Consider the following 19461-nt stretch of genomic DNA (forward strand, 5'->3'; position numbering starts at 1 on the left):
GAAGAGGAAGAGGAAGAGGAAGAGGAAGAGGAAGAGGAAGAGGAAGAGGAAGAGGAAGAGGAAGAGGAAGAGGAAGAGGAAGAGGAAGAGGAAGAGGAAGAGGGGCGCAACAGTAGGACCTGAAGAACCGCTCCTCGTCTTACCCGAGCCCCGCCCCGACGGTCACCGCAGTGATGGCGAGGCCCGCGTCAGCGAGCGGCGCGTGATCAACCCCACCCCGCGCATCCGTGATCAGCTCGTCGACCTCGGCGAGCGCCGCCACCCGCCCGAGGTGCGCCACGCCGAGCTTCGAACTGTCGGCGACGAGCACGACGCGCGACGCCGCGGCGACCATCTTCTGCTTCACCTCGGCTTCGGGCAGGTTCACGTTCGTGACCCCGACGACGGCGTCGACTCCGGTCGCCCCAATGATCGCCAGGTCGGCGTGCACCCCGTCAAGCAGCGTGGTCGCGAGCGGGTTCACGAGCGAGTGCTGCAGCGAGCGCAGGGTTCCGCCGGTGACGACGACGGTGAACCGCGGCAGCGCCGGCTCGAGTGCCAGGGCGATCGCGAGGCCGTTGGTGACGATCACGACGTCGCTCAGTTCCCGCCGGGCGACGAGGGCGTGCGCCACGGCGAGCGTCGTCGACCCCACGTCGAGCAGCACACTCTGCCCCGGATGCACGCGCGCCGCCGCCTCCGCCGCGATCGCCTCCTTCGCGCGGGCCAACCGCGTGCGGGTGCGCTCGACGCTCAGCTCGCGCTCGGTCACGGGCCCCCGCGGCACCGCCCCGCCGTGCACGCGCGCGATCCGGCCCTCGGCCTCGAGCGCCGCCAGGTCGGTGCGCACCGTGACCTCGCTCACCTCGGTCTCGCGCGCCAGGTCGACGACCCGCGCGAAGCCCCGGCGCGCGATCGAGGCGGCGAGGCGCTCGCGACGCATCGCCGCCGTCTCTGAACCGGCCACGGGCATCCTTTCTCTCGCAATATTGGATGCGCGGCTCGCGTCGCGAGCACCGCACCCCTTTCGAAGCTTGTCGATATCGAAAGCGTACGGCTTACGCGTTCGAAACCGCGCGCGCGTAGCGTGGACTCGTGACCCACCGCATCCACTCCACGCGCCTCGCCGACGGGCGCGAACTGATCTACGTCGACGACGTCGACTCGACGCTGCCGTCGCCCGAGACGCGCAAGGCCGACGCCCGCGTACTCGACCCGCGCCCCGCGACCGCGACGATGCGGCAAGACGTGCTCACCGGCGAGTGGGTGTCGCACGCGGCCGCGCGCCAGAACCGGGTGTTTCTGCCGCCGGCCGACCAGGACCCCCTGGCGCCGCAATCCCCTGACAACCCGAGCGAGCTGCCCGACGTGTACGACGTCGCCGTGTTCGAGAACCGCTCGCCGTCGTTCGGGCCCGCGCTTCCCGCCGAGGCGGGCGCTGACGCCGCGGGCACTGAGCTGACCGGTGTTCCGGCTGCCGACGACGCCCCCACCGGCCTCGACGACACCGCCGCAATCGGCCTCGGCCGCAGCCGCACGAGCGTCGGCCGCTGCGAGGTCGTCTGCTTCTCGCCCGAGCACGAGGGTTCGTTCGGCTCGCAGACCGTCGCGCGCGCCCGCACCGTCATCGAGGCGTGGGCCCAGCGCACCGAGGCGCTCAGCGCCATGCCCGGCATCGAGCAGGTGTTCGTGTTCGAGAACCGCGGGCAAGAGATCGGTGTGACCCTCCCCCACCCGCACGGGCAGATCTACGCGTACCCGTTCATCACGCCGCGCACGCAGGGGGTGCTGCGCTCGATCGCGAGCGTCGGCGACGACCTGTTTGCGCGCATCCTCGATTTTGAGCGGGGCGAGGGCACCGCGGCCGACCAGCGCGACGCGGGCGCCGGCCAGCGCATCATCGCGTCGACGGAGCACTTCACGGCGTACGTGCCGTTCGCGGCACGCTGGCCGCTCGAAATTCACCTGCTGCCGCACCGCCACGTGCCCGACCTCGCCGCCCTCACGAAGGCCGAGCGCGACGACCTCGCCCCCTTCTACCGGCGCCTCGTGCGCAGCCTCGACGCCCTCTACGACACCCCCACGCCGTACATCGCCGCCTGGCACCAGGCTCCCGTGAACACGCACCGCGACACCGTGCGCCTCATGCTGCAGCTCACCTCGCCCCGGCGCGCAGCCGACAAACTGAAGTACCTGGCAGGATCTGAGGCGGCCATGGGCGCCTTCATCGGCGACGTGACCCCCGAGGCGCAGGCCGCCTTCATTCGCTCTGGTTGGGAGAAAGCCGTTGACTGACATTCGCGACGACGTGCGCATCGGGTTCCACGCCGTGTTCGAGCACGAGCCCGACGGCCTCTGGTCGGCCCCCGGCCGCGTCAACCTGATCGGTGAGCACACCGACTACAACCTCGGCTTCGTGCTGCCGTTCGCGATCGACCGGCGCACCGTCGTCGGCGTGGGGCTGCGCGACGACCGCATGCTGCGGGTCGCGTCGACGTTCGCCGACGAGATGGTCGAAATTTCGCTGGATGCTCTGGCTGCGCTCTCAACGGACGACACCGGCCGCGAGCTCTCGGGCTGGTCAGCCTACGTTCTGGGCGTTGCCTGGGCCCTCGGCCTCGCCGAGTTCGGGGCGGACCTGGCCGCGGTGCCGGGCCTCGACATGCTCATCGATTCGGACGTCCCCGTGGGCGCCGGCCTCTCGTCGTCTGCCGCGATCGAAAGCGCGGTGGCGCTCGCCCTGAATGACATCTGGCAGCTGGGTCTCGACCGCCCAACCCTTGCCCGCGTCGGCCAGCGCGCCGAGAATATCGCCGTCGGAGCCCCGACCGGGATCATGGACCAGTCGGCGTCGCTGCTCGGCGTGCGGGACCACGCGGTCTTCCTCGACTGTCGCTCGCTCGAGGCGCAGGTCGTGCCGCTCGGCCTCGACGAGGCGGGCCTCGTGATTCTCGTCATCGACACCGGGGTCAAGCACTCGCACGCCACCGGCGGGTACGGCGAGCGTCGTGCCGCCTGCGAACGAGGCGCCGAAGCGATGGGCGTCGAGTCGCTGCGCGACGTGTCGGTCGCCGATCTGCCGCGCGCCCGCGAGCTGCTCGACGACGTCACCTACCGCCGCGTGGCGCACGTCGTCACCGAAAACCAGCGCGTACTCGACACCGTCGACACGCTGCGGGGTGTCGGTTCCGATGAGGGTGCGCCGAGCGGCCCTCTCGCGATCGGCGAGCTGCTGGATGCCTCGCACCGCAGCATGCGCGATGACTTCGAGATCTCGGTGCCCGAGCTCGACCTCGCCGTCGAGACCGCGGTCAGTGCCGGCGCGATCGGTGCCCGCATGACCGGCGGAGGCTTCGGCGGCGCGGCGATCGCGCTCGTGAAGCTCGACGACCTGTCGCGCGTGCAGGTCGCGGTCGACAACGCCTTCGGCGAGCACGGCTTCAGCGCCCCCGACACCTTCGTTGTGCGGGCCAGCGACGGGGCGGCCCGCAACTAGTCGGGCGGCAAGGTGCTCGGGTCGTAGCGTTTGCCGAGCATCCCGAACGCGATGGCGGCAATCACCACGAGAAACACCCCCATCGTCACGACAAACGCCCAGCCGGGGGGCGTCACGCCGAGCCCGCCGAGCGCGCTCAGCACCATCATCGCGACGATGAGCAGCACGCTGGCCGCACCCATGAGATTCATGTCGGCGCCCACGCGGCGAGCGAGAATCTCGCGGCGCGCTGGCGTGTTCCACCGCTCGCGGTTCGGAATGTTCATGAGCCCGATCGGCACGCGCCGCATCAGCCACCCCGTTGAGGCGAACAGCACGACGAGGAATGCCACGAGCCCCGCCATGATGGCGACGAACTGCGCGGTCGGGTCGTAGCGGGGCCCGCCGTTGTTAGCGGAGAAGTGCCCGATGACCTCGGGTGGACCGGCGATCAGCAACCACACGCTGAGCGCCGCGAACAGGGCGACCGACGTCACGAGGGCGAGGCGCGCGATCAGCGTGCGGCGAGCATCCGAGCGTTCGTCGACATCAGCCATACGACCACGCTAGCAAGCGCGCGGGGCGCGGGCGGCGGGTCTCTACAACCAGCTGGCACCGTTTGACTCGGAGCGCGCGAGCTGCTCGCCCGCCCACACCCAGAGCGTTCCGCCGCCGGCCGCGAGGGCGACGCGCCCCGCGAGGCCGTCGGTCTCGGCGTCGAGCGGCAGGCAGCCGACGAACTCAAACCCGGTCGCGTCTGCACCGACTTGGGCAATCGCGACGCCCGCGCAGTCGTCAACGCCGAGGGCCGCGACGGCCCAGCCGTCTCCGGCAGCAGCGACGGCTTGGGCGCCCGCGATCGCGACTCCCCCAGTGAAGGTGGATGCGCGGTCTGCGGTCGCGTGCACGGTTCCGTCGGCGCAGAGCACCGCCGCGACGGTGTTCGAGGCGGCCGTGATCGCCGTGACCGCCCCGCACGGCGCGGCGACCGTTCCGACCGCGGGCGCGTGCACGCTTGCCCGGTCGTCAGCCGGCACGTACCAGGCGGCGTCGAGCTCGCCACCGACGAAGGTGCGCGCGAGGGTGGGCGCGCATCCGTCTGCCTGTGAGCCGATGAGCGCGAGCTGCTCGGCCGACGAGGCGATGAGGCGCTGCACGGCGGTGATGCCGGTCGCCGCGGTGGCGTCGCTCGGCTGCCAGGTGGCTCCGCCGTCGACGGTGCGTTCGAGGGTCGCGGTGGCCGTGGGGCACGCGCCGGTCGTGACGCGCGAGGCGGTCGCGCCGTCGACGGCGGCGAGCACGTACTGGCCGGGGGCGGTCGCCGGCGGGGTTGGTTCAGGTTCGGGAGTCGGGGAGGCCGACGGGGTTTCGCTCGGCGTCGGCGTCGGAATCGGTTCGCTGATCAGGCCGGGCGACGCGATCTCGTCGACCTCGGGCTCGGGCCGGCCGATGAGCAGTGCGACGAGCACGATGTTGACGACGACGAGCGCGGCGATGCCGGCCCACGCGCCCCACCCCATCGAGGCGATCGACGATCGGGATGCTCGGCCCCGGCGGCGGGGATCGCGCGATCGCGGCACCCCGCCTCGAATGGACATGTCCTCAGGCTATCGCTCAGCCCGCACCAATGCGCCCCTCAGGTGCGGGGGCTGAGGTGAGTCGCGCCGGGCCTCAGCGTGCGATCGCGAGCGTGGCGGCCGTCTCGGTGAGCAGCTTGTCGGCGACCTTCGGGTCGGCCGACACGGTGCTGCCGTACGAGGGCACCATGCGCGTGAGCGTGGGCTTCCAGGCGTCGACCTTGTCGGGGAAGCACTTCTCGATCAGGTCGAGCATGATCGGCGCCGCCGTGCTGGCGCCGGGCGAGGCGCCCAGCAGGCCGGCGATCGAGCCGTCGGCGCTCGCGACCACCTCGGTGCCGAACTGCAGCGTGCCGCCCTTGCCCGGAATGTTCTTGATGATCTGCACGCGCTGGCCGGCGACCATCTCGTACCAGTCGTCGCCCTTCGCGTTCGGGAAGAACTCGCGCAGGGTGTTCTCACGGTCGCTGCGGCTCGCCAGCAGCTCGCCGATCAGGTACTTCAGCAGGTCGAAGTTGCGCAGGGCCACCTGCAGCATGGGCACGATGTTGTGCCAGCGGATCGTCGAGAACAGGTCGAACAGCGAGCCCGACTTCAAGAACTTGGGGCTGAAGCCGGCGTAGGGGCCGAACAGCAGCGAGCTCTCGCCGTCGACGACGCGGGTGTCGAGGTGCGGCACGCTCATCGGCGGGGCGCCGACCGACGCCTTGCCGTAGACCTTCGCCTGGTGCTGCGCAACGACCTCCTGGTTGTCGGTGCGCAGCCACTCGCCGCTGACGGGGAACCCGCCGAATCCGCGAATTTCCGGGATTCCCGACTTCTGCAGCAGGGGCAGCGCGTAGCCGCCGGCACCCACGAAGACGAACTTCGCGTTCACGTGCGTGGGGGTGTTGCCGACCTCGTGGCGCAGCGTCAGGCGCCACGTGTTGTCTTTCTGCCGCTTCAGGCCGGTGACCGTGTGCTCGGTGAGCACCTGCGCGCCGTTCTCTTCGAGACCGTCGACGAGCATCCGGGTCAGGGCACCAAAATCGACGTCCGTTCCGGACGCGATGAAGGTGGCCGCGACGGGCTGACCCTTGGCGCGGCCGGGCATGAGCAGCGGGGCCCAGCGGTGGATCTCGGCCGGGTCTTCGCTGTACTGCATTCCGGCGAAGAGGGGGTGATCTTTCAGCGCCTCGTAGCGCTTGCGGAGGTACTCGACGTTCTTCTCGCCCCAGACGAAGCTCATGTGCGGGGTGGCGGAAAGGAACGCGCTCGGGTCGGGCAGCAGGCCCTCGTTCACGAGGTACGACCAGAACTGGCGCGAGACCTGGAACTGCTCGTTGACCTTCACGGCGTTCGTGATGTCGATGGTGCCGTCGGGCTTCTCGGGCGTGTAGTTCAGCTCGCAGAGGGCGGCGTGGCCCGTGCCCGCGTTGTTCCAGGGGTTCGAGGACTCTTGGGCCACGTCGCCCAGGCGCTCGTAGATGCGGATGTCCCACTCAGGCTCGAGCTGCTGCAGCATCGTGCCGAGGGTTGCGCTCATGATTCCGCCGCCAATGAGGGCGACGTCGATCGGTTCACTCACGCGGCGAGTTTAGCCGCTCGATTCTGGGGGTCAGGCCGGGGCACCTAGGGTGGGTGGGTGATTCTGGCCCTTCTTGCCGTCGGCGCGATCGGCGGATTTCTTTCCGGCATGTTTGGCGTCGGCGGCGGCATCGTCATGGTGCCCCTGCTGTTGTGGCTCGCGCGCATGGATCAGCGGCAGGCCGCGGCGACCTCACTGGTCGCGATTGTGCCGACCGCGATCGTCGGCTCGATCCTCTACGGCGTCGGCGGGCAGGTCGACTGGGTCGCCGCCCTGCTGATCGGTGCGGGCACGATCGTCGGCGCCCCGATCGGCGCCTGGCTGTTGCGGACCCTGCCGCTCGCGTGGCTGCGCTGGCTGTTCATTGTCGGGCTCGCGGCCGCGGCCGTGTACCTGATTTTCGAGACGCCCGAGCGGGGTGGGTCGCTCGACCTCTCAGTGGGCGTTGTCGTGGCGCTCGTCGGACTCGGCCTCGTGATGGGCCTGGCGGCCGGCATGTTCGGCATCGGCGGCGGCATCATCGCGGTGCCGGTGCTGATCGCGCTGTTCGGGATGGGCGACCTGCTCGCCAAGGGAACGTCGCTGCTGGCGATGATTCCGGCCTCGATTGCGGGCACGATTCCGAACCTGCGGGCGGGCCTCGTGCGGCTGCGCGACGGACTCGTGGTGGGTCTGGCTGCTGTGCTCGCGTCGAGCGGCGGAGTCGCCATGGCGTTCTTGGTGCCGCCGGCGCTCGCGAGTGTGCTGTTCGGCCTGCTGCTGGTCTTCGTTGTTGCGCAGCTCTCGGTGCGCGCCGTGCGCCTGCAGGCCCGCGAGAAGCGCGAGCGCGAGGGCGACGGCCCGGGCGAGGGTTCGGAGTAGGGCGCTTTCGCCCCTCTGCGTTCCTTCCACCACAGCGGGAAGTCGAATCTGGTTCGGCCCGCCACGTCGGCGGGGCGTCGCGGTGCCAGGTGCGTTGTGTGCCGGCCTCGATCGGCGTGACGTGCGGAGCTCCGACGTACGGCGTGACGTTGTGCAGGAAAACGGGCCCCACTCGCGACCGCGACCCGCGTGTTTCCGCGGCGGGCGCCTCTGGATTCCTGCAATACGTCACGCGGGCCTGGGCCAACGCGCTCGAGCTGCGGACGGCGTGGGGTGGGCAGCGTGGCCTCAGAGCTACGCGGGGGCGATCGGCTCGAGGGTGGGGCGCTTGGCAGTGCGCCCGTCGCCGGAGGAGCGGCCGGTGAGCCGACGGCCGATCCAGGGGAGTACGTATTCGCGCCAGTACTCTGCGGTGCGGGGGCGCTGCAGCTCGGGCTCGTCGGCACCAGCGGGCGGGGCGGGCACCCCCAGCGCGGCCAACACGTTTGCCGCCACGCGCGCGTGGCCGAGCGAATTCAAGTGCAGGCGGTCAATCGACCAGTAGCGGAGGGCCCGCAGCTCGCGGTCACCCCAATTGTCGACGAAGGCAATCTCGTGCAGCGAGCGCTTCAGGCGGGCGCGCACCGCGTCGGCGAGCTCGTCGCCACGACGCTGAAACACCGGGCCCAGCGGGATGTGCTCGGTCGGGTTACCGCCGCTGACCACCACCACGCGGATGCCCGCATCGCTCGCGCGCTCCGCCGCGGCCACGAGGCGGTCGGCCGTAGCAGCGACGCTGACCCGCGGCCGCATGATGTCGTTGCCGCCCCCGTTGATGCTCAGGATCTCGGGAGCCAACGCGATGGCGGGCTCGAGCTGCTCGGTGAGGATCGGGCCGAGCAGCCGGCCGCGGATCGCGAAGTTCGCGTACCCCACAGGTGCCCCAAGGGCGTGGGCGAAGCCAAGGGCGACCAGGTCTGCCCAGCCGCGCGGCGTTCCGTCAGCGAGTTCGTCGCCCATGCCCTCGGTAAAGCTGTCACCAATTGCGGCGTAGGAGCGAGGCAGAGTCGGCACAGACATCGCGACCGAGCCTAGCGAGACCACGACCTAATGGTCGCAGGGACTACAGACCCAGCGCGGCGAACTCGACGTCGAGCCGCTCGGCAATGACCGCATACCCGTCGTCGTTGGGGTGCAGGCCGTCGGCCGCCATCAGCTCGGGGCGGCCCTCGATGTAGCGGGAGGCCCCGGCGATGTAGTCGGCCCCGATCGCCTCGGCGCCCTCGCGCACCCAGTCGATGATGATCTGCACGCTGTCTGGCCGCGCGTCGGTGTACCAGAACGGCTCGACGACGACGATGCGGGCATCGGGAAGACCGTCGCGCAGGCGGTTGAGGTCGATGCCGATCTGTTCGCGGATGCGGTCGCGCTCGTCGGGTCGGCGCTCGTAGGCAAAATTGTCGTTGAGGCCCATCGTGACGATCACGACGTCGGGCGCAGCGTCGATGATGATCGACGGCAGGTCTCCGTCGCCGAAGACGGAACGGTTGTTGATGAAGCCCAGCCCATTGACGCTGGGGTTTACTTCGCGCCAGCCGCGGTCGGCGCTGATGATGGTTGACCACCGCGCGTCGGCGCCCGTCGCCCCGGTGCCGAGCGTGTAGGAGTCGCCGTAAAAGGCGACCATGGGGCCGTCACCGTCGGGTGGCGTCGCCGTCGCCTGCGGCTCGGGCGGGATCGCCGCGCAGGCGGCGAGCCCCGCCGCGGCGAACGCAGTGATCACCGCGGCGAGCGGCTTGGTCATTCTCATGCAACGCATTCGGCGCACTCCCCGCAGCCGGTTCGGCTACGCCGCCGCGGCCGCCTTCTTCGCCGCCACCAGCTCGGCCAGCTGCACCGCGTTGAGCGCGGCACCCTTGCGCAGGTTGTCGTTCGAGATGAACAGCGCGAGCCCTCGCCCGCCGGGCACGCCCTCGTCGGTGCGGATTCGGCCGACGAACGACGGGTCGGCGCCGGCGGCGTCGAGCGGCGTGGGAACGTCCATCAGCTGAACTCCGGGGGCGTCGGCGAGCAGCTCGCGCGCACGCTCGGGCGAGATGGCGCGGGCGAACTCGGCGTTGATGGCGAGCGAGTGGCCGGTGAAGACGGGCACGCGCACGCAGATTCCGCTGACGCGCAGCTCGGGCAGTTCGAGAATCTTGCGCGATTCGTTGCGCAGCTTCTTCTCTTCGTCGGTCTCGCCGAGCCCGTCGTCGACGAAGTTGCCCGCCTGCGGGATCACGTTGAACGCGATTGACTTCGGAAACTTCTCGCCTGCCGGGAACTCGACGGCCGAGCCGGAGTGCACGAGGCCCATGGCGTCTTGCGCGACGACGGCTTTCGCCTGCGCGAGCAGCTCTTCGCCGCCGGCGAGCCCGGCACCCGAGGTGGCCTGGTAGGTGCTGACGATGAGGCGCTCGAGGCCCGCTTCGCGGTCGAGCACCTTCAGCACGGGCATGGCGGCCATGGTCGTGCAGTTGGGGTTCGCGATGATGCCCTTGACAGCCTGGTCGATGGCGTGCGGGTTCACCTCGGAGACGACGAGCGGCACCTCCGGGTCCATGCGCCAGCCCGACGAGTTGTCGATGACGGTCACGCCGGCGGCCGCGAAGCGTGGAGCCTGCGCCTTGCTGAGCGTCGCGCCCGCGCTGAAGATGGCGATGTCGAGCCCCGTGGGGTCGGCGGTTGACGCGTCTTCGACGACAATCTCGCGGTCACCAAACGGGATGCTCGTGCCCGCGCTGCGCGCGCTCGCAAAGAACCGCACCTCCGCGAGGGCAAAATTGCGGTCGAGCAGCAGCTGCCGCACGACGGCGCCGACCTGCCCGGTCGCGCCGACAACGCCGAGACGGATACCCGCGCTCATCGGCCGGTTCCCGCGTAGACGACAGCCTCATCGTCGGCGTCGAGGCCGAAGGCGGTGTGCACGACCTGCACGGCGTGGTTGAGCACGTCGGCCCGTGTGACGACCGAGATGCGGATCTCGGAGGTGGAGATCATCTCCATATTGATGCCCGCCTCCTTTAGCGCGGTGAAGAGTGCGGCACTGACGCCCGCGCTCGTGCGCATGCCGCCACCAACGACCGACAGCTTGCCGATTTGGTCGTCGTATTGCAGCGACTGGAAACCGATGGTCGGCTGCTCGGCACGCAGGGCGGTGAGCACCTTGTCGCCGTCAGACTTCGGGAGCGTGAAGGAGATGTCGGTGCGCCCGGTCGCGGCCAGCGACACGTTCTGCACGATCATGTCGATGTTGGCGCCCGTCTTCGCAACGATCGTGAAGATGTCGGCCGCCATACCGGGGGTGTCGGGCACGCCGACCACGGTGATCTTCGCGTCGGTGAGGTCGCCGGCAACGCCGGTGATGATGGGTTCTTCCATGGTGTCCTTCTCACTGGGGGGCACCACGAGGGTGCCGGGAAGGTGACTGAACGACGATCGCACGTGGAGGGTCACGTTGTGGCGGCGAGCGAACTCGACGGCGCGGATGTGCAGCACCTTGGCGCCAGCGGCGGCGAGCTCGAGCATCTCTTCGGTCGAAACCTGGTCGAGCTTGCGCGCGCGCTTGACGACGCGAGGGTCAGCGCTGAAGACGCCGTCAACGTCGGTGTAGATCTCGCACACCTCGGCCTTGAGCGCCGACGCGAGGGCGACAGCCGTGGTGTCGGAGCCGCCACGCCCGAGGGTCGTGATGTCTTTGCTGTCGCGGCTGAAGCCCTGAAAGCCGGCGACGATGGCGATGGCCCCGTCGTCGAGAGCTTCGCGAACGCGCACCGGCGTGACGTCGACGATGCGGGCTGCGCCGTGACGGGCGTCGGTGATCATGCCAGCCTGACTGCCGGTAAACGAGCGCGCCTCGTGACCCATGCTCTTGATCGCCATCGCGAGCAACGCCATCGAGATGCGCTCGCCCGTCGTGAGCAGCATGTCCATCTCGCGCGGGTCGGGCTGCGGGGTGACCTCAAGCGCGAGGTCGATAAGCTCGTCGGTGGTGTCGCCCATGGCGCTGACGGCCACGACGACGTCATGGCCGGCCTTGCGGGTCTCGACGATGCGCTTAGCGACGCGCTTGATGCTCTCGGCGTCGGCGACCGACGATCCCCCGAACTTCTGCACGATGAGGCTCACGGTGCTCCTGGGGTGGCTGTGCGGGAGGGGCGGGTGCTGCGGGGCGCGGCGACGGTGGCGGCCTGGAGCGTCAGTCTACTGGGCACCCATGCGTCTGCATGCATGAGGCGGTCACGCCGCGTAACCGCGGGGGTAGAGGCGTCGCACTAGTGCTGGATCTGGCGGCGGCCCTCGAAGGCTCGGCCCAGGGTGACCTCGTCGGCGTACTCGAGGTCTCCGCCGACCGGCAGGCCGCTCGCCAGGCGTGAGACCGTGAGGCCCGGCTGAACGAGCAGGCGGGTCAGATAGGTGGCCGTCGCCTCGCCCTCGAGGTTCGGGTCAGTGGCGATGATGACCTCGGTGACCGTACCGTCGGCGAGGCGGGTTAGCAGCTGGCTGATGCGCAGGTCGTCGGGGCCAATGCCGTCGATGGGACTGATCGCTCCGCCGAGCACGTGGTAGAGGCCGCGGAACTCGCGGGTGCGCTCGATCGCGACGACGTCTTTCGCCTCCTCGACCACGCAGATCGTGGTGGGGCTGCGGCGCGGATCGCGGCAGATTGAGCACTGGGCCTCTTCGGCCACGTTGCCGCAGACCTCGCAGAAGCGCACCTTCTCGCGGATATCCATGAGCAGGGTCGCGAGCTTCGTCACGTCGAACGACTCGGTCTGCAGAATGTGGAAGGCGATGCGTTGGGCCGACTTGGGGCCGATGCCGGGCAGGCGACCGAACTCGTCGATCAGGTCTTGAATGATGCCGTCGTACACGGGCTAGAACCCCTCCGGCTCGGGCGGAGCCTCTTGTGGAACAACGGTCGGAGCAATCGGCTCTTCAGCGATGAAGCGGGCGCCGAGCACCTCGCGCACGACCGCCTCACCGTAGCGCTGACGGCCCGCAATCTCGGTGAGGTGCACGGGGGCCGGCGGCTCGGGCTCAGGTTCGGGTTCGTCGTCGGCGGGCGGCGGCTCGTCGTCAATGGGCGGGGCATCGACGGATGAGGGTGCCGGGGCGCCGGGGATCGCAGCGACGGCCCACTCGGTGACCGGGGCGGCCGGCTCGGGGTCAGGCTGCTTCTCGGGTGTGGCCTGCGCGGCGCTGGGGGCGGGACCGGCAGCGGCTTTCGGCGCTGGGGAAGGCTCCGGGTCGGCGGGCTGCTCGGTGGGTGCTGCTGCCGCGTCCGGACGTGGGGCGCGGGCCGAGTCGACGCGCACCAAGAACTTCACGCGCAGACCCAGCTCGCCGAGGATCGCCTGGCGCACGTGCTCGCTCACCATCTCGGCCGGGTTGCCGCGCTGCTTGAACGCGGCGGCGTCAGACGCGTTCGTGAAGACGAGAGTCAGCACGTCGTCGTCGAGGGCGGCGGGCAAGGCCGTGTAGACGACCGTCCACGACGACATCTTCAGCTGCTGGATGCGGTCGAGGATCGCCGGCCACGACTGGCGCATGCGCTCGATGTCGACCGGTGCAGCGGCTACGGGCTCGGGTGCCGGCTCAGGAGCGGGAGCCGGGGCGGCCGCGGGAGCAACGGGTGCAGGCGCGGGGGCCGACGCGGCGGGGGTGCTCGCGGCCGCCGGCAGCGGGCCGTCGACGCCGACGCGGCGCTCGAGAACCTCGACGCGGGCCAGGGCGCCGCGGGCGGGCTCGTCCGCGGCGGGCACGAGCAGACGCGCGGTCATCAGTTCGAGGTGCAGGCGGGGCGAGGTCGCTCCGGTCATCTCGGTGAGGGCCCGGTTCACGATGTCGGCCGCGCGACTCAGCTGCGCCGGGCCGAAGTGGGCGGCCTGCGCGTGCATGCGCTCGAGGTCGTCTTGCGGGATACCGCGCAGCACGGCCGAGGCGTCGTCGCTCGTCGCCTGCACGACGATGAGGTCGCGCAGCCGCTCGAGCAGGTCGTCGACAAAACGACGCGGGTCTTGGCCCGTCTGAATGACGCGATCGACCGCTTGGAACGCGGCCGCAGCATCCTGCTGGGCGAGGGCGGTGACCACATCGTCAAGTAGCGCGCCGTGCGTGTAGCCGAGCAGCGCGACCGCGCGCTCGTAGGTGACGACGTCGGCGTCGCTGCCGGCGATCAGCTGGTCGAGCAGCGACAGGGTGTCGCGCACCGAACCCCCGCCGGCGCGCACCACGAGCGGCATGACGCCCGGCTCGACCTTCACGCCCTCGCTCGCGGCCAGCTGGTCGACGTACTCAAGCAGCTGCGCCGGCGGCACCAGGCGGAACGGGTAGTGGTGGGTGCGCGAACGGATCGTGCCGATGACCTTCTCGGGCTCGGTCGTCGCGAAGATGAACTTCACGTGCGGCGGCGGCTCTTCGACGATCTTCAGCAGCGCGTTGAAGCCCTGCGGGGTCACCATGTGCGCCTCGTCGAGGATGAAGATCTTGAAGCGGTCGCGGGCCGGGGCGAACACGGCGCGCTCGCGCAGGTCACGTGCGTCGTCGACACCGTTGTGGCTGGCCGCGTCGATCTCGACCACGTCGAGCGAACCGCCGCCCTGCCGGCTCAGCTCAACGCAGCTCGGGCAGACGCCACACGGGGTGTCGGTGGGGCCCTCGGCACAGTTCAGGCAGCGGGCCAGGATGCGGGCGCTCGTCGTCTTGCCGCAGCCGCGCGGGCCACTAAAGAGGTAGGCGTGATTCACTCGGTCGCCGCGCAGCGCCGCCATCAGTGGATCAGTGACGTGCGACTGCCCGATCAGCTCGGCAAACGACTCGGGCCGGTAGCGGCGATACAGGGCGGTGGACACTCGTCAAGAGTAGTCGCGAGCACCGACGACCGAGTCGAGGATGACAGTCGAGGGTGAGGGTCGCGGTCAGCGGCTGCCGCGGTGGGCGCCGGCGTGGCCCTTCACGCGAACGCACGGCTTGCCCAGCTTCGGCATCATCACGCCGCAGCGTTCTGTGCGGCGAGAAGCCAGAATGCGATCCGGGGTTGTGCTGGTGGCAATCCGCCGCAGTGCGGCGGCGATGCCGGCTTGCGGGTCGAGCGTTCCGCCCTCCCATGCGGCGGCCATCGCAGCAACGAGTTCATCTTTCGACAACAGCCTCGCGACATCCTCGTCGATGCCGGCGGCGCTCGCCGCCTTCACGAGGCCGTCCGGGGCAGGCTCTTCCGCGTAATCCCACTGCTCGAGGCCGAGGCGGGTCTTTGTCTCATCAAGCAGAGTCAGCGCATCCCAGATCTGCGTTTGCTCTGACTCGGTGAGCGTGCCGGAACGCACCAGATCGTCGGCGGCGGAATAGACCTCGCCATCGCGCCGCTGGCCGATCGCGATGATCTCGATGAGACCGACGCCGTCGGTCACCGTCACCCGGTAGATGATTCTGAACTCGCGTCGCGCTGCCTCGACCGTGTTGAACCCGACAAGGTTCGTAGCGTTCTGGTTCGAGAGCGGGTGCTTACCGCGTGGTGCGCGAAAGAGACCCACGATCGTGTCGAAGACGTCGTCACGCTCGGCCTCAGTGAGGTTCTCAATCAGCCAATCGATGCTCTGCTCGGTGAAGACGACCTCAGCTTGCTCGTCGGGTAACGAGTCAACGGGAGGCACGAAGCCGTTCTCTCGCCTCCTGGGCGGACAGCATCGTCGAGCGGTCAGCCACCAAATTCGCCGCGGCGCTCAGCACCGTGATCTCCAACTCACGCAGAAGTCGCCGCTGCTCATCGCGCTCGGCCGCCGACATCACCACGGCAACAGGTTTGCCGTGACTGGTCAGCGTCACGGGGCGCTCTTGCGCCTGCGTGGTGATGAAGCCCACCCCGCGTCGCGCGGCGACGGTCGAGGAGATGGTGAGAGGCTCAGCTGAGGTCATGACACAAGACTACTCAAAGTACATAGAAATGTACATTTTTTCGCACCGTGGTGCAGCAGGATCACGCCCCGTGCCGCTCGCGTGTGTCGTCGCGAGCACCGACGACCGAGTCGAGGATGTCGTCGAGGGTGAGGCGGGCGCGCCAGCCGAGCGCCTCGGCGATGCGGGTGGGGTCGGCGACCACCTCGGCCGGGTCGCCCGGGCGGCGCGGCTCGACCACCGCGGCAGGAACGGGGGGCGCGCCGGCGGCGTCGCCGACAGCGGGCGAGCTCGGGGTGGATGCATTGGGGGCGGCGTGCGGCCAGCGGGCGCGCAAGCCCTCGACCACCTGGCGCACGCTGCTGCCGGTTCCGGTGCCGACGTTGAACACCGGGTGCTGGTGGGCGGGGGCGTCGGCGAGCGCGTCGAGGGCCGCCAGGTGCGCTTCGGCCAGATCGAGCACGTGAATGAAGTCGCGCACGCACGTGCCGTCGACCGTATCGTAGTCGTCGCCGAAGATGCGGGGAGCGGCGCCAGCGGCGAGGCGCTCCATGAGCATGGGCACCAGGTTCAGCACCGCCGTGTCGGCGAGCTCAGGCCAGCCAGCGCCCGCCACGTTGAAGTAGCGCAGGCTCGTCGCCCTCAGCCCCGTCGCGCGGGCGACGTCGGCCGTCAGCCACTCCCCCGCCAACTTCGACGCGCCATACGGGTTCACCGGGTGACAGGGGGCGTCCTCGGTGACGTGACCCGACGCATCCCCGTACACGGCCGCCGAACTCGAGAAAAGGAACCGCTCGACGCCGGCCGACTCGCACGCCTGCAGAACGGCGGCGAGCCCGGCCACGTTGTCGTTCCAATACATGAGGGGCTGCGCCACCGACTCGGGCACCTGCTTGCGGCCAGCGAAGTGAATCATCGCCTCGGCCCCATGCTCGCGGGCAAAGTCGGCGACCGCCTCAGCGGCGCCGGGCGCGGCGAGCGACAGCTCGAGCTGCGGAAACTCCGCGACCCGCTCGCGGATACCCGTCACGAAGTCATCGACCACCACGACGTCGTCGCCGCGATCGCGCAACAGCCGCGCGACGTGCGAACCGATGTAGCCAGAACCGCCGGTAATGAGAACGCGCATGCCCCTATCGTGCCGCATGGGGCGAGGGGTCAGCGCGATAAGCCCCGTCGAGTATCTCGATTCTCTTGAGAAAGTGGCTAAGCGCCCTGAAAGGGCTGAAAGCGCGACTTTTTCCACAATGCGGTCTTGGTGGGTTCGTGTTATTCGCTAGTGTGAGCGCCATGGCACACAAAATTGTTCTCGTCGACGACCTCGACGGAAGTGAACTCGGCGATAACGCCGTCACGACGCGCTTTTCTTTGAACGGCGCTCACTACGAAATTGACCTCGGTGACGCGAACCGGCAGAAACTCGCCGACGCGCTCGCACCGTTCATCAGCGCCGGCCGTCGCGCCAGCGCTGGTGCGGCATCCGCCCGCAGCGCCGCCCCCAAGAAGCGCGGCGGCGCCAAGAGCAATACCTCCGCTATTCGCGAATGGGCGAACGCTAACGGGCACACCGTCGGCGACCGCGGGCGCATTCCGGCAAATATTGTCGAGGCGTACGAAGCGGCCACCGGAAAGTAAGGCTCGGGCGAGCATCCGTTCGCCATAAAAATATTCGGATGATCGGGGCTGGGCCCGCCACATGGAGGCGGCGCCCAGCCCCAACTGTTTGTGTGGACCTCATGAAAATTGCTATCGCCGGAGGACACGGACAAATCGCGCGCAAACTCTCGAGCCTGCTGAGCACGAACGGCCACGAGCCGTGGGCGCTCATCCGCAACGCCGACCACACGGCCGACGTCGAATCAGACGGGGCGCGCGCCATCATCGTCGACCTCGAGCGTGACGACGACGCGAGGGTCGCCGAAGCCGTCACCGGGGCCGACGCCGTCGTGTTCGCCGCTGGGGCCGGGCCGAACAGCGGGGCCGAGCGCAAGCTCACCCTCGACCGCGACGGGGCGATCCTGCTCGCCGACGCGGCCGTGCAGGCCGGCATTCGCCGCTACGTCATCGTCTCGTCGCGCGGGGCCGACAGCTTCGACCCGAACTCCGACGACGTGTTCCAGATCTACCTGCGCGCCAAGAGCGAAGCCGACGCCGCCGTGCGCGGCAACGAGAACCTCGACTGGACGGTCGTGCGGCCGGGTGGGCTGACCGACGAGCCCGGCACGGGCGCGGTGCGGGTGGGAGCCGACGAGAGCGGCACCATCTCACGTGACGACGTTGCCGCCGTGCTGTACTCGCTGCTCACCACCGGGGGCGGCGTCGGGGCGCAGTTCGAGGTCGTGAATGGGGATGCGCCGATCGCCGAGGCGGTTGTCGGGCTGTAGCGCCGACACGCCCTTGCTTACGCCGCGCCACGGACGAGAGGCAGCGCGGCGACGCTCGTGACGAACTCGTCGGCGACGGCGCGGGTCTCCGAGTCGGCGCTGGCGAGCTCGTTGCGCGCGGTCGCGGCTGCATCAGGGGCGTGCGAGCGAAGGTGGCGCACGAACTCCGCCGCACGGCCCGCGTCGACGCCGAGGGTGCGCGCCGCAGCGAGGCACTGCACCTCCCCGATCGCGTCGAATCGATACTCGCCGCCGATCTTCATCGCCGACAGCACGGCCTGCCCCGGCTGTGCGTACGGCGCGAAACTCGCCATGTCGTAGAGAGGCGCGAGGTGAACCTGGTTGCCATCGAGGAGCACCGAATAGTTCTTGATGTGAGCGTCGGTGCACGCCAGAACGGTGTTGACCATGAGCCCGCGATAAAACGCCCAGGCTGCCTCGGCACGGTCCGTCGGTCGCGGAAGACCGCGCAGCAAGCGGGCGGCATCCGCGACGCCGGGGCCGCCGTCAGTGCGCTGATACTTCTTCGACGGCGGCACAGCAAGCGCCTGACCCAGATCCTCCTGATGGAGGCGCGTCACGACGTCGCCACTCACCACACGATCGAATCGGCGCGTCACAAAGACAGGGAGGCCGTCGATCTCGTCGAGAGACGAATCGGCAACGTCGACACCGAGAAGCGCTGCGGTGCGCAGGGTGAGGTATTCGACCACATCGAGGCGTCGGTAACCACCGACGGCAGGCTTCAGAATGTGGATGGAGGCCGCGGACCCACGGGGCATAGTCCAGGAGCCATCGCTCGTGCGTGCGAGCGCGATCTTGGGCTGCGCACCCGCAAGGCTGAAGCGCCCGACGGATTCGGGATCACCGAAAAGTCGCCCGCTTGCGTAGCGCTCGATCGCCTGGCGAAGGAGAGCGCCGACGTCAACGGTCGAGAGCGCGCGATACTCCAGGCGCTCGAGTGCAACCTCCGGCGGATCGTCGCCTTCCGCCACGAACTGCAGCGCACCCGCAACGTCGGAGCCGACGTGCCGAAGGATCGCGACCGGGTTTGCGGGGTTCACGCCGAAACGCTCAGCGATGGCACGGCGCGCTTCAGCGCTGTCGGGAAGCAGCCCGTCGAGGAACGGCAGCACCACCCGCTTACGGTGCTCAGTGAGCACGAGCGGCATCGAGAGCGACAGGGGCGTGATCGTGCGGCCACCTGAGCCACCTGAGCCGTTTGCGTCGTCTTGATAGTCGGGTTCGTAGCGAAATCGCGTGTCGCCCCGGTCGTCTTGCGTGACGGTGCCGCAGTGCTGACCGTTCAGAAGAACGTGGAGCGCGATACTCACGGCATCAGCTTTCTTCGCGTCGGGTCACGACGTCAAAGCCCGCGCCGAAAACCGCAAAGCAGTCGAGCACCTTCGACATGTCGACCGAGGGCTTGCCGTTTTCAAACTCGATCAGCCAGCGCCGCGAGACCCCTGCCCGGTCGGCGAGCGCCGATTGCGACAACCCTGCGTCTTCGCGCAGCCGCCGCAATAGCATTCCCGCCTCGCGCGGTGTGGTGAACATGCTCGCCCCCTCACTGACGCCGCCATAGAGTGCGCACGTTCGTGCACTCTATTAGGGGTGCACGAACATGCACAAGAGGCAGTGTGCATGAAAGTGCACAATGAGCGGTAGCTCCGCCCGGCCGACAGGCTCGGGCGCCGACGAGTA

20 protein-coding genes are annotated in these 19461 nt (G+C 69.3%); 5 read left to right on the forward strand and 15 right to left on the reverse strand.

What is annotated here, in order from left to right; genetic code table 11:
• Positions 1-139: 139 nt before the first annotated feature.
• Positions 140-952, reverse strand: a complete 813-nt coding sequence (locus tag EV141_RS10105) for a DeoR/GlpR family DNA-binding transcription regulator (protein WP_130485858.1) — start codon at positions 950-952, stop codon at positions 140-142.
• Between the two features lie 122 nt (positions 953-1074).
• Between EV141_RS10105 and galT the strand changes: the two genes are divergently transcribed.
• Together galT and galK are read left to right on the forward strand one after the other, a co-directional pair.
• Positions 1075-2274: a galactose-1-phosphate uridylyltransferase gene (gene galT, locus EV141_RS10110; protein WP_130485859.1), complete on the forward strand. Its 1200-nt coding sequence runs from the start codon at positions 1075-1077 to the stop codon at positions 2272-2274.
• Complete coding sequence (gene galK, locus EV141_RS10115; RefSeq protein WP_130485860.1) at positions 2267-3475, forward strand: galactokinase; 1209 nt, start codon at positions 2267-2269, stop codon at positions 3473-3475. The genes galT and galK overlap by 8 nt, the downstream gene beginning before the upstream one ends.
• On the opposite strand, the gene EV141_RS10120 is transcribed toward galK, so the two are convergent.
• The 3 genes from EV141_RS10120 to EV141_RS10130 form a co-directional block, all read right to left on the reverse strand.
• Complete coding sequence (locus EV141_RS10120) at positions 3472-4011, reverse strand: hypothetical protein (protein WP_130485861.1); 540 nt, start codon at positions 4009-4011, stop codon at positions 3472-3474. The two genes, galK and EV141_RS10120, sit on opposite strands and share 4 nt — an antisense overlap.
• Before the next feature lie 42 nt (positions 4012-4053).
• The gene (locus EV141_RS10125) at positions 4054-5052 is read right to left on the reverse strand and encodes a hypothetical protein (RefSeq protein ID WP_130485862.1); all 999 of its coding nucleotides are present in this window, start codon (positions 5050-5052) and stop codon (positions 4054-4056) included.
• A gap of 73 nt (positions 5053-5125) precedes the next feature.
• Entirely contained in the window at positions 5126-6598 is a 1473-nt protein-coding gene (locus tag EV141_RS10130; protein ID WP_130485863.1) for a malate:quinone oxidoreductase, read from the reverse strand.
• A 57-nt stretch (positions 6599-6655) separates the two neighbouring features.
• Here EV141_RS10130 and EV141_RS10135 point away from each other — a divergent pair, with 57 nt between their 5' ends.
• Complete coding sequence (locus EV141_RS10135) at positions 6656-7459, forward strand: sulfite exporter TauE/SafE family protein (protein ID WP_241969219.1); 804 nt, start codon at positions 6656-6658, stop codon at positions 7457-7459.
• A 294-nt stretch (positions 7460-7753) separates the two neighbouring features.
• Here EV141_RS10135 and EV141_RS10140 read toward each other — a convergent pair whose 3' ends face one another.
• The 9 genes from EV141_RS10140 to galE all read right to left on the reverse strand — a co-directional run bounded on the left by EV141_RS10140 (position 7754) and on the right by galE (position 16502).
• Positions 7754-8518, reverse strand: coding sequence for an SGNH/GDSL hydrolase family protein (locus EV141_RS10140; RefSeq protein WP_130485864.1), 765 nt, complete (start codon positions 8516-8518; stop codon positions 7754-7756).
• Positions 8519-8561: 43 nt separating this feature from the next.
• Positions 8562-9248 carry an SGNH/GDSL hydrolase family protein gene (locus tag EV141_RS10145; protein ID WP_241969220.1) on the reverse strand — a complete coding sequence of 229 codons (687 nt, stop codon included), beginning with the start codon at positions 9246-9248 and terminating at the stop codon, positions 8562-8564.
• Between the two features lie 36 nt (positions 9249-9284).
• Positions 9285-10343, reverse strand: a complete 1059-nt coding sequence (locus tag EV141_RS10150) for an aspartate-semialdehyde dehydrogenase (RefSeq protein WP_130485866.1) — start codon at positions 10341-10343, stop codon at positions 9285-9287.
• On the reverse strand, positions 10340-11605 hold the full coding sequence (locus EV141_RS10155; RefSeq protein ID WP_130485867.1) for an aspartate kinase: 1266 nt from the start codon (positions 11603-11605) through the stop codon (positions 10340-10342). Before EV141_RS10155 ends, EV141_RS10150 begins: the two co-directional genes overlap by 4 nt.
• 146 nt (positions 11606-11751) lie before the next feature.
• A complete protein-coding gene (gene recR, locus EV141_RS10160; RefSeq protein ID WP_130485868.1) occupies positions 11752-12351 on the reverse strand; it encodes a recombination mediator RecR in 600 nt (199 codons plus the stop codon).
• Positions 12352-12354: 3 nt separating this feature from the next.
• The gene (locus EV141_RS10165) at positions 12355-14331 is read right to left on the reverse strand and encodes a DNA polymerase III subunit gamma and tau (protein WP_130485869.1); all 1977 of its coding nucleotides are present in this window, start codon (positions 14329-14331) and stop codon (positions 12355-12357) included.
• Positions 14332-14397: 66 nt separating this feature from the next.
• Positions 14398-15132 carry a type II toxin-antitoxin system RelE family toxin gene (locus EV141_RS10170; protein WP_130485870.1) on the reverse strand — a complete coding sequence of 245 codons (735 nt, stop codon included), beginning with the start codon at positions 15130-15132 and terminating at the stop codon, positions 14398-14400.
• Positions 15119-15394, reverse strand: coding sequence for a type II toxin-antitoxin system prevent-host-death family antitoxin (locus EV141_RS10175; protein ID WP_130485871.1), 276 nt, complete (start codon positions 15392-15394; stop codon positions 15119-15121). The genes EV141_RS10170 and EV141_RS10175 overlap by 14 nt, the downstream gene beginning before the upstream one ends.
• A 61-nt stretch (positions 15395-15455) precedes the next feature.
• A complete protein-coding gene (gene galE, locus EV141_RS10180; protein WP_130485872.1) occupies positions 15456-16502 on the reverse strand; it encodes a UDP-glucose 4-epimerase GalE in 1047 nt (348 codons plus the stop codon).
• Positions 16503-16663: 161 nt separating this feature from the next.
• Here galE and EV141_RS10185 point away from each other — a divergent pair, with 161 nt between their 5' ends.
• Both EV141_RS10185 and EV141_RS10190 read left to right on the forward strand, forming a co-directional pair.
• Entirely contained in the window at positions 16664-17008 is a 345-nt protein-coding gene (locus EV141_RS10185; protein WP_130485873.1) for a histone-like nucleoid-structuring protein Lsr2, read from the forward strand.
• Between the two features lie 101 nt (positions 17009-17109).
• On the forward strand, positions 17110-17757 hold the full coding sequence (locus EV141_RS10190) for an SDR family oxidoreductase (protein WP_130485874.1): 648 nt from the start codon (positions 17110-17112) through the stop codon (positions 17755-17757).
• A 17-nt stretch (positions 17758-17774) separates the two neighbouring features.
• Here the strand turns inward: EV141_RS10190 and EV141_RS10195 are convergent, their stop codons facing one another.
• Complete coding sequence (locus tag EV141_RS10195; protein WP_130485875.1) at positions 17775-19091, reverse strand: HipA domain-containing protein; 1317 nt, start codon at positions 19089-19091, stop codon at positions 17775-17777.
• A gap of 4 nt (positions 19092-19095) precedes the next feature.
• On the reverse strand, positions 19096-19314 hold the full coding sequence (locus EV141_RS10200; protein WP_130485876.1) for a helix-turn-helix domain-containing protein: 219 nt from the start codon (positions 19312-19314) through the stop codon (positions 19096-19098).
• Positions 19315-19461: the final 147 nt, after the last annotated feature.

This window comes from Microcella putealis, from assembly GCF_004216575.1.
Taxonomy (GTDB): domain Bacteria; phylum Actinomycetota; class Actinomycetes; order Actinomycetales; family Microbacteriaceae; genus Microcella; species Microcella putealis.

Excerpts from the sequence above, each read along its gene's own strand:
- EV141_RS10105 (WP_130485858.1), bottom strand. The coding sequence starts at position 952 with ATGCCCGTGGCCGGTTCAGAGACGGCGGCGATGCGTCGCGAGCGCCTC.
- EV141_RS10120 (WP_130485861.1), bottom strand. The coding sequence starts at position 4,011 with ATGGCTGATGTCGACGAACGCTCGGATGCTCGCCGCACGCTGATCGCG.
- EV141_RS10125 (WP_130485862.1), bottom strand. The coding sequence starts at position 5,052 with ATGTCCATTCGAGGCGGGGTGCCGCGATCGCGCGATCCCCGCCGCCGG.
- EV141_RS10140 (WP_130485864.1), bottom strand. The coding sequence starts at position 8,518 with ATGTCTGTGCCGACTCTGCCTCGCTCCTACGCCGCAATTGGTGACAGC.
- EV141_RS10145 (WP_241969220.1), bottom strand. The coding sequence starts at position 9,248 with ATGAGAATGACCAAGCCGCTCGCCGCGGTGATCACTGCGTTCGCCGCG.
- EV141_RS10150 (WP_130485866.1), bottom strand. The coding sequence starts at position 10,343 with ATGAGCGCGGGTATCCGTCTCGGCGTTGTCGGCGCGACCGGGCAGGTC.
- EV141_RS10175 (WP_130485871.1), bottom strand. The coding sequence starts at position 15,394 with ATGACCTCAGCTGAGCCTCTCACCATCTCCTCGACCGTCGCCGCGCGA.
- galE (WP_130485872.1), bottom strand. The coding sequence starts at position 16,502 with ATGCGCGTTCTCATTACCGGCGGTTCTGGCTACATCGGTTCGCACGTC.
- EV141_RS10185 (WP_130485873.1), top strand. The coding sequence starts at position 16,664 with ATGGCACACAAAATTGTTCTCGTCGACGACCTCGACGGAAGTGAACTC.
- EV141_RS10190 (WP_130485874.1), top strand. The coding sequence starts at position 17,110 with ATGAAAATTGCTATCGCCGGAGGACACGGACAAATCGCGCGCAAACTC.
- EV141_RS10200 (WP_130485876.1), bottom strand. The coding sequence starts at position 19,314 with ATGTTCACCACACCGCGCGAGGCGGGAATGCTATTGCGGCGGCTGCGC.